The sequence below is a fragment of the Paraburkholderia sp. BCC1884 genome (assembly GCF_900996225.1).
In the GTDB taxonomy this organism is placed as follows: Bacteria; Pseudomonadota; Gammaproteobacteria; order Burkholderiales; family Burkholderiaceae; genus Paraburkholderia.
Map to the genome: position 1 here is coordinate 123,683 of NZ_CAAJGL010000063.1, position 8,167 is coordinate 131,849.

Here is an 8,167-nt window from a genome sequence, read left to right on the forward strand (position 1 = left end):
TCATCGACCTCCGCGCCTGGCGTGCCACTGCGATGACGTCACCAAGGTCGCTGTGTTGGCTGCCGTGGCCCGTTCTGCCGACAAAACGTCGGCCAGGAAATCCTGAACTGTTGGCACGACCTGAAGGCCGTTATGCGAAACGTTTGGGAGCTCGTCGAACCGGACTTCAATGTCCGCTTGACGGAAGGACGATGCCAAGGTTTGCAGCCTTTGCGGCCGGGTAGAGCCCGCATCGTTGGCGCCGGACATAAAGTAAGGCCGTCCCGCCCGGTGTGTAATTTCCCAGGTCTCAAGGTCGGCTTGACCGACTATCATCTGCACGGGCACGCGCCGCAAAGCTTCGACATTAAAGTCTTTGCCGAAACGAGAACGGAACCCACCTAAGCCCACCCACCAGTCGCGTCTCTCATCAATAAGGGTGACGGACCCAGGCGCACCGATTGATACCGCCCAAAGCCGATCTGGGTGAACGAAAGCGAATCGATTGGCAAACTGCCCGCCGCCTGAATAGCCGAAAAGTGCAAAACGATGAAAGGTACGACCGTACGCGTTACCAACATCGGTCACCATGTCGAGCAGCACCTGGTCATAGCGGATGTTGCCTTCGATTAGGTGCTTGTAGCCGTCGCGGTTGTCATCGCCGCAGACGTTGGCTGGGAACAATGGGCACATGACCAGACAATTCTTCCACCGTCCAAATGCTTCAAATGCGTCGCGATAGGCCGAGAACTGACGCCCCGTTCCATGCATGACCACAACAAGATCGATACGCACGTTTGAATCCTGGATTGCAGGAGGCACGTACAGCGTGTATGAGAAGCGGGGGTCTTCGCGGTGTGCGAATACTGTAGTTGCACCAAAGTCGTGCGACTTGCGCGTGCGGGACAAAGAGTTCTCTTCTGATGATTGCATGGCACCCAAGACGGCCTCGAACGCTGAAGTATTTAGAGCCATTGTGATCCGTGAAAATCAGTTAGAAAATCTGTTTTATTTTTACCGAACTTAAAGAATAAATTTAGAATCAGTGATGCATCATTTCGAACGGAGTCCTCGGTGAATTCCTTACGGTTTCTGCGCACGTTTCTGGCCGTCAGTGAATACGGATCGATGGCTGCCGCTGCGAGCCGCGTATCGCTTACTCAAGCTGCTGTGGGTCAGCAGATGCGGGCGCTCGAAGAGGAATTTCGCCGACCGCTTTTCGATCGGGCTGGCCGGGTGGTGCGACTGACGCCCGCTGGTCACGCATTGCTGCCCTATGTGCGACGAATCTTGTCGACCTATGAGGAAATGCTCGGCGCGGGATCTGACTCGCAGGAAATCGCGGGCACTATGACCGTCGGCACGATTAAGTCATCCATGAGTTTTTTATTGGAGAATATTCTCGCTCTCAAAACACGACATCCCCTGCTCGATGTGCATGTCATTCACGTTCCGGTTCCGATCCTTGCGGCACAAGTCAAGATTGGAGAAATTGATGCGGCCCTGCTCATCGTGGAGGACGATATGCGCAGAGGTTTGACGTGGACACCTCTCTTTGAAGAACCGCTAGTTCTGCTCGCGAGCTCCAGGTCCGCATCCCAGCAAACGGATGTCAAAGATCTGCTGCGCAGCAAACCTTTCATTCGTTTCAACCGGATTACCCGGACGGGGAGGGAGATTGAAAGCGTTCTTCGTCGACTCCGAGTCAAGCCGAATGAGATTCTTGAGGTCAATACAGTCGAAACCGTCATGGACCTCGTGCGGCAGGACGTTGGGGTCTCGTTGGCACCAAAGCTTAGGCACATCGATTGGACGCGGGAGACCTCGTTGATCGCACTAGAGTTGCCCAAGGGCACGCCTGCGCGTCAAATCGGGTTACTTGAAAATATGTTGCAGCCCACGAAGACCACACTGCTGCGCGAACAACTGTTGCGCGCGCTGACCAAATAGTCGCTCGCTGGCCTCTGTAAATCAACGACCATCGTATTTGCACCCGACTGTACGTCCGGCATTGCGCCGAATCGCTGCGTGGGGTCAGCACGGCGAGTTCGGTCCGCGCAGGTGTATTGCGTTCAAAGAATATCTGCGACCGCAAGGCCTTAGTCGACCGCTCCTGGCCGAACAAGGTCCGATGGCGAACCAGAGAGCTGCTCCGCTGAAGATCGTTCTGCATCTGGCGCATGTCGACGCAAAGCGGACAGGCTTGGAGGGATCCACTAAAAATTTTTCGAGAAAAATGTCGATTTTCGACCATCGGCTTCGTCGTCAGTGTATCCCCACCCAAAGGATCTCCCATGAAATACCTCGGCTTAGCCTACTTCACCCCCGAAAAATTCGCTGCGATGGCGCCAGATGACGTCAAGGAATTGGTCAGCCAGTGTCCCGCGTTAGACGAGAAGATGCGGGCTACCGGCAAGGTTCTGATTTCGGCGTCGCTTGGCGATCTGGACAAATGGCACACGCTCCGCCCGAGCAAGGGCAAGACGCACGTCACCGATGGGCCTTACACCGAGTCGAAGGAAGTCGTAGGCGGCCTGTTCGTCATCGAGGCAGATAGCCGTGACGAGGCGTTGCACATCGCGTCCATGCACCCAGCCGCCACGCTGGGCGAAGAAGGCGGATGGGTCGTCGAGTTGATCCCCTTGGATTTCTACCTGGGACGATGAGGACTCGGACGCCTGCCTCAAGGATGCGTTGGCGCTGCATTCTCCGCAAACACCTTCGAAGCTTCGTGGGTCATCGCGACGCTCGCTTTCCGGCCGGACGGCGACGCCTGTGATCGATCCTGATGCGACGTTGGAACCAGCACCACCAAGTCGGCAGCTTCCAGGCTATAGCGGCCCTTCGCTCCTGTTAGTCGTTCGGCGCGTCATCGGCCGAAGCAGACCAGGTTCACCCGCTACCGGGCGTCAGTCCGGTTTCTCCTCATCCCTTGCCGAGTGGTGGTCGACTGGGAAATCCCGCCATATTGCTCAACTGGGCAAGCTCATTCGCCGCCTCGCGCAACAATGACGAGTACTCGTGGATCCTCTCGGATGTCAGCCGCACCCGCGGACCGGCCAAACTTATCACGCCGACGCAGCGCGAGCCACTGACAACGGGCGCTGCCACCGCGGACATGCGCGGAGCAAAAACCTCATCGATCATCGCGTAACCACGCACGCGCGCAGCGTGCAGGAAACCCAGCAGTGCTTTGATCGTCGTTGGCGCATTGGGTCCGAACTCATTCGGCTGTCCGAAGCCCTGCTTCAAGACGAGCGCCATCGCCCGTTCGTCGGTCATCGTCATCAGCCACGCATGCCCGGTCGACGTGCATGAAAGCCGTGCTGCCTGGCCCATGTCGGGGTCGTAGCGAAAGCCGACTCGCCGTCCGTCAGCCTTACCTATCCAAATGATTGCCTCGCCGTCCACCAGCGACAGCCGCGCCAGTTCACCCGTCTGCGCGGCGACGCGCTCGATGATCGGCTGTGCGATGTCTGCGATGCCCGTCAGGCTCAGGAATTCGAGCCCGTTCGAGGTCATGCGCATGGTCAGGATATAGCGGCTGTGATCGACCAGTTGCCTGACATACCCGCCTTCAACTAGTTCAGTGAGCACGCGGTGGCAGGTGCTGCGTGGTAGCGACAAGGCGTCGGCCATCGCCACGAGACCTATACCTTCTCCCTGTGACGCTAGCAAATCGAGAATTTTCAGGCCTGTTTTAAGCGACATTATTTGATTTTTTCGCAATGTGAAGCGCAGTTCCGGTGCGGAACGCGCCGCTTTTATAGCGCAAACAATAACACTTGTTCGTCGCCAGAACGAACGTTAAACATATCGAGAATTCAGGAGACAACATGTCATTTTTTGCTGACTCAAACCTCGCCGCGGACGATCAGTCCACGCAGGCGCACCTGATGGCGCGTCGCGCGGTGGCTGGCGCAACCGTCGGTACAGCGCTCGAATGGTTTGATTTCGCGTTGTACGGCGTAGTCGCAGCCACAATCTTTCCGAAGCTGTTTTTCCCCTCACTTGACCCCACCGCTGGGTTGCTTGCCTCGCTCGCGAGTTTCTGGGCTGGGCTCGCGGCGCGTCCGCTGGGTGCCGTGATCTGCGGGATGCTCGGCGACCGTTGGGGACGCCGCAAACTGATGCTGGTCACTGTCTCGGTGATGGGCGCGTCGTCGTTCCTGATGGGCTTGCTTCCCACCTATCATCAGGTGGGCATCCTTGCGCCGACGTTGCTGGTCTTGCTGCGAATCATCCAGGGTTTCGCCTTGGGTGGAGAATCGACAGGCGCGCAACTGATGGCAGTGGAGCACGCGTCCGCAGCGCGGCGTGGATGGTATTCCGGGCTGCTTGGCATCTGTTCGCCGCTCAGCCAGATTCTTGCCAACTTCGCACTTTTCACGCTGGCTTCCCTCCTCTCATCGGACGATTTTGATTCCTGGGGATGGAGAATCCCGTTCCTCGCGAGCTTTGTCCTCGTGTTGTTGGGCATTTACATCCGCAGGAAGGTAAGCGAGACGCCGGCGTTTGAGGCTCTCAATAAAAGTGGCGCGCGCGCACGGGCGGCCAATCCGCTCGGAATCGTCTTCAAGTACCACTGGCGCACCGCACTTCGACTGACGCTGTTCTTTTGCGGTCCCGCTGCGCTGTTTTATCTGATCGTGGTTTTCTCGCTCAGCTATCTGACCAAACACCTTGGCGTGCCCAAACAGACAGGGTTCATGCTACTGATGGTTGCCAATGTCTGCGCCATCGTGGGCGCGCTCGCCGGCGGCTATCTGAGCGATCGGATCGGACGCAAACGCGCGTTGATGATTGGCTCGTTCTGTACGCTGATCTGCTGCCTGATCTATTTCCCGATTCTCAACCAGAGTTCGATTCCCATGACGATGGTCGTGATGGGGGCGTTCCTTGGTTTCACCCAGTTCCAGAGTGGTATCCAGCCGGTGTGGTTCGCCGAGTCGTTTCCCACCGAGGCGCGCTACACGGGCTCGGCACTCTCGTACTCGGGAGCCAACCTGCTTACCGGCGGCCCGATGCCAATTGTCGCTGTGGCGCTGCTCAATGCCTTTAACGGATCTCCGTGGGCCATCGTAGTTGTTTGCGGCTCGCTGAACCTGCTTTCCTTCCTGATGATCGCGATATCCCGGGAAACCAAAGGCACTGCTCTAGAACGCTCTTCTACACATTGAAACCATGACTCGAAAACTCCACATCCTCAATGGCTCCAACCTGAACATGCTGGGCGTAAGGGAGCCTCACATCTACGGCAGCACCACGCTGAAGGACATCGAACGGGACAGTATGACGCTGGCCGATGCGCTTAAATTCGACTGTGTATTCCGTCAGACCAACAGCGAAAGCGAGTTGATCGACTGGATCCAGGAAGCGTTCCTGCAGGACGCGGCGCTGATCATCAATCCGGCGGGATTTTCATTCGGTCGGATTCCGGTGCTTGATGCCGTCAAACTCGTCCAACGCCCGGTCGTGGAAGTGCATATCACCAACATTCACCAACGCTCCGAGGAGTATCGTCACTCGACGATCTCTGTGGCGGCCACTGCGGTGATCTGCGGGGCAGGTGCGAAAGGTTATCTGCTGGCGATTCGCGCGGTAGAAGATCTGTGGGGCAGTCAGGCTTGAGTCGGCCCAGGTTATGAAACATGCGGACTCTCCCAGAGAGTCCGCGTTGGCCGACATGCGCGCATCGGGCATCGGGCATCGGCCGACTGGTTTCGGAGCGGACCAGCCGTTCGGGTCAACGTTGCATGACTCTGGTAGAGGGCAGAATTGGCCGGTCCTCGCCCGTTAGTGCCCGGAAGAACGCGATCTACATGGCACAGTCGAGCTGTGTGACAGATTGCATCGGCATCATCGGAGTCCAGGCAAGGACGTCATCTTCAGCATATGGGTTCACCGTATGTGTCCCGGGGAAAGCAATCGCCACGGTAACCGTGCGAGCCGCAACGCCAGCTATCTAGACGGTTCAACCGTACGGGCCTAACACGTGAAGTACTTCAAAAGTCTCACATACCAGCGGCATCGACTCATGCACGGAGCGGTTTATCCGAAAACACTCTTCGGTGAAAAATCGCCAGTGCTCCGTCCGCCAATATGACAATGAGAGATCTCCTTCACCCTCACTAGCCGCGAACGCCTCTGTTACGCAATCGAACGGAATAATTTTCACGGTAGTGGTGCGTAGAACTAACGCTGGCCTCTGATTCCAATCAAGCACGATCTCGACGTCACCGGTCTTTGGAATAGCTTCACCATCGTAATCCCAGGACCACAGCAGACTACAGGTCCCGCACTTCGTACCGGCCGCAATTAGCGAAATAAGCGAGGCCGATCGCTCCGCCGAATCGCCAAACTCACCGATTCGTACGTCGCCGTCCAGCAATGAAATACCGCGTTCCTCCAAAGCGCGGGCATGCTGATCTACGGTCCAGTCCATATATTCACGTGTCCCTCTCGTATTGCCGCCTTCGCCGACCGTATGACTTCTCTATATTCGGAGGCATCGATGGCAGGATTGTCGCCGATTTATGTAGCTCCGTCGAACGACCGATTGTGGCCGCGTACTGCCCTATGCGTTTTGGTCCAGTTCGACCCACAACTGCCGTCCGGGTAGCGAGGCTGCAGCGATCGCCTTCGAGGTAGACCCATCGCTGAAATCACTATCGCGTGGCCAGCGATGATGAATGCGTGATCGGGTCAGCACGTTATCGTACTCACCATTTGCCTGTTGACTGCGGCCTGTTGTCCGTTGCCATACTGATAGATCGTAGCCGCTTCGTGCACCGACTGCGCATATGCCTGCGAGCGGGGCGCGACCTCCACGCACAGGGCAAGAAATGCAATCTACGTGTCGACTGGGTTGGCAACAGCTTTCTATAGGCAATTCCCAGATGGCACAAGGGCCTTAACGGAGAAAGTGCAATGGGCACTGTATTTCAAGTAACAGACGACGACGGCTCCAAAAAACTGGACGCCCGATTTTCCATTGACCAGGCCGATATCATCTTGCACAGTCGCGGCGGGGCAAAAGATCAAAGCGCGGCCGTAAATATGGACTACACGCGAGGTTTACTCGTGTTGCTAACCAGACTGTCTCAGACAGCGATTCCTGTGCTGGGCGTGTGGGTGGATAGCGCAACGGTCCAGTCGCTGCCGCTCAATACACGGTCGATTCTCAGCAACAAAGAAGGAAGCCTGTCGCCGGATGAGATCTGCCGCCTGCTGGCCAGTCGCATGAAGGACGTTCGCGGTGATCCCAATTCGACTGCCAAAGGTGGCAATTCGACCAAACGGCAATGTACCCGTTGAACCCAGGCATTTTACCGCCGGTGGTTTGTGCTTCGATCTGTTGCGGGCGGCAGGATATCAGATCATCAGAAAGGGGAAAACGCCGCCATCCCCCGGCAGTAATATTGATAAAGAGCGGCCTGAGGGAGCCGCCAAGCTTGAGGCGCCCTTGTCGTTGGAGACGAACGCCGTTAAAACGCAGGTATGGGCACTCGCGGATGAAATAAACGCCGCACTAGGAAAACAGCGCATTGAGCCGCACCAGCAAAACGTAGCAACGCAAAACATAAGCCTTATAGGCTCCAACAAAGGGGAGAGGCTTTACATCAAACCCGCGCGTCACGGCTATTCGGTAGGGCTCGGAGGCAACTCTCTGGTCGACAGAATGGAACCGTTCATGAAACGTCTGACAGGCCGAGAGCGCGACGGCTATGCCCACCCGCACGTGAGCCGACAGCCTTACTGGCACCTCAGCGATTACGCTCAAGTTCGTGAAGCAGCATATGAATTCGCAGCCGCGACCTTTCTTCTGGATGGTAACGAGACGGCAACTGACGTTGTCGCGATTGAGCGGCGGGAGGATTTGACGCGGACGCAGCGCGAGACTTTGATTCAAGCTCGGCTCGGTCAAGGAACCTACCGAAAGCAGATGTTGGAATTGTGGGACGGCCAATGCGCGGTGACGGGCCTCACGATCCAATCGGCCCTCATTGCGAGCCATGCCAAACCGTGGGCCGAAAGCACCGATGAAGAACGGTTAGATCCCTTGTATGGAACTGGGACATAGGTAACAGGTGTATCGGGACATGGGTAACACTTCGGAAACGTTTTTTCCGGAGCTGGCCATGTCATGGAACCCGAGAGATACCGTGAACCTACGTCTGGAATTTGT

9 protein-coding genes are annotated in these 8,167 nt (G+C 56.8%); 6 read left to right on the forward strand and 3 right to left on the reverse strand.

The features are described 5' to 3' along the window. On the reverse strand, nucleotides 1-912 hold the full coding sequence (locus tag FQ705_RS05135; RefSeq protein WP_144138344.1) for an alpha/beta hydrolase: 912 nt from the start codon (nucleotides 910-912) through the stop codon (nucleotides 1-3). A gap of 141 nt (nucleotides 913-1,053) precedes the next feature. On the opposite strand from FQ705_RS05135, the gene FQ705_RS05140 reads away from it, so the two are divergent. Beyond that, complete coding sequence (locus FQ705_RS05140; protein WP_144138328.1) at nucleotides 1,054-1,929, forward strand: LysR family transcriptional regulator; 876 nt, start codon at nucleotides 1,054-1,056, stop codon at nucleotides 1,927-1,929. A 344-nt stretch (nucleotides 1,930-2,273) separates the two neighbouring features. After that, nucleotides 2,274-2,645, forward strand: a complete 372-nt coding sequence (locus FQ705_RS05145; RefSeq protein ID WP_144138329.1) for a YciI family protein — start codon at nucleotides 2,274-2,276, stop codon at nucleotides 2,643-2,645. A gap of 259 nt (nucleotides 2,646-2,904) precedes the next feature. Here the strand turns inward: FQ705_RS05145 and FQ705_RS05150 are convergent, their stop codons facing one another. Further along, entirely contained in the window at nucleotides 2,905-3,690 is a 786-nt protein-coding gene (locus FQ705_RS05150; RefSeq protein ID WP_144138330.1) for an IclR family transcriptional regulator, read from the reverse strand. A 125-nt stretch (nucleotides 3,691-3,815) separates the two neighbouring features. Between FQ705_RS05150 and FQ705_RS05155 the strand changes: the two genes are divergently transcribed. Together FQ705_RS05155 and FQ705_RS05160 are read left to right on the forward strand one after the other, a co-directional pair. Continuing rightward, nucleotides 3,816-5,159 (forward strand): MFS transporter, encoded by a 1,344-nt coding sequence (locus tag FQ705_RS05155; protein ID WP_409934679.1) that lies wholly within the window; start codon nucleotides 3,816-3,818, stop codon nucleotides 5,157-5,159. A 4-nt stretch (nucleotides 5,160-5,163) separates the two neighbouring features. Next, on the forward strand, nucleotides 5,164-5,610 hold the full coding sequence (locus tag FQ705_RS05160; protein ID WP_144138331.1) for a type II 3-dehydroquinate dehydratase: 447 nt from the start codon (nucleotides 5,164-5,166) through the stop codon (nucleotides 5,608-5,610). Between the two features lie 343 nt (nucleotides 5,611-5,953). Here FQ705_RS05160 and FQ705_RS05165 read toward each other — a convergent pair whose 3' ends face one another. Next, on the reverse strand, nucleotides 5,954-6,424 hold the full coding sequence (locus FQ705_RS05165; protein WP_144138332.1) for an ASCH domain-containing protein: 471 nt from the start codon (nucleotides 6,422-6,424) through the stop codon (nucleotides 5,954-5,956). Nucleotides 6,425-6,909: 485 nt separating this feature from the next. Here FQ705_RS05165 and FQ705_RS05170 point away from each other — a divergent pair, with 485 nt between their 5' ends. Together FQ705_RS05170 and FQ705_RS05175 are read left to right on the forward strand one after the other, a co-directional pair. Further along, nucleotides 6,910-7,296 (forward strand): restriction endonuclease, encoded by a 387-nt coding sequence (locus FQ705_RS05170; RefSeq protein ID WP_144138333.1) that lies wholly within the window; start codon nucleotides 6,910-6,912, stop codon nucleotides 7,294-7,296. Next, nucleotides 7,238-8,062, forward strand: coding sequence for an HNH endonuclease (locus FQ705_RS05175; RefSeq protein WP_144138334.1), 825 nt, complete (start codon nucleotides 7,238-7,240; stop codon nucleotides 8,060-8,062). Before FQ705_RS05170 ends, FQ705_RS05175 begins: the two co-directional genes overlap by 59 nt. Nucleotides 8,063-8,167: the final 105 nt, after the last annotated feature.

What these genes read in the sequence shown, in the direction of transcription:
- FQ705_RS05135 (WP_144138344.1), bottom strand. Translation starts at nt 912, where the DNA reads ATGCAATCATCAGAAGAGAACTCTTTGTCCCGCACGCGCAAGTCGCAC.
- FQ705_RS05145 (WP_144138329.1), top strand. Translation starts at nt 2,274, where the DNA reads ATGAAATACCTCGGCTTAGCCTACTTCACCCCCGAAAAATTCGCTGCG.
- FQ705_RS05150 (WP_144138330.1), bottom strand. Translation starts at nt 3,690, where the DNA reads ATGTCGCTTAAAACAGGCCTGAAAATTCTCGATTTGCTAGCGTCACAG.
- FQ705_RS05155 (WP_409934679.1), top strand. Translation starts at nt 3,816, where the DNA reads ATGTCATTTTTTGCTGACTCAAACCTCGCCGCGGACGATCAGTCCACG.
- FQ705_RS05160 (WP_144138331.1), top strand. Translation starts at nt 5,164, where the DNA reads ATGACTCGAAAACTCCACATCCTCAATGGCTCCAACCTGAACATGCTG.
- FQ705_RS05165 (WP_144138332.1), bottom strand. Translation starts at nt 6,424, where the DNA reads ATGGACTGGACCGTAGATCAGCATGCCCGCGCTTTGGAGGAACGCGGT.
- FQ705_RS05170 (WP_144138333.1), top strand. Translation starts at nt 6,910, where the DNA reads ATGGGCACTGTATTTCAAGTAACAGACGACGACGGCTCCAAAAAACTG.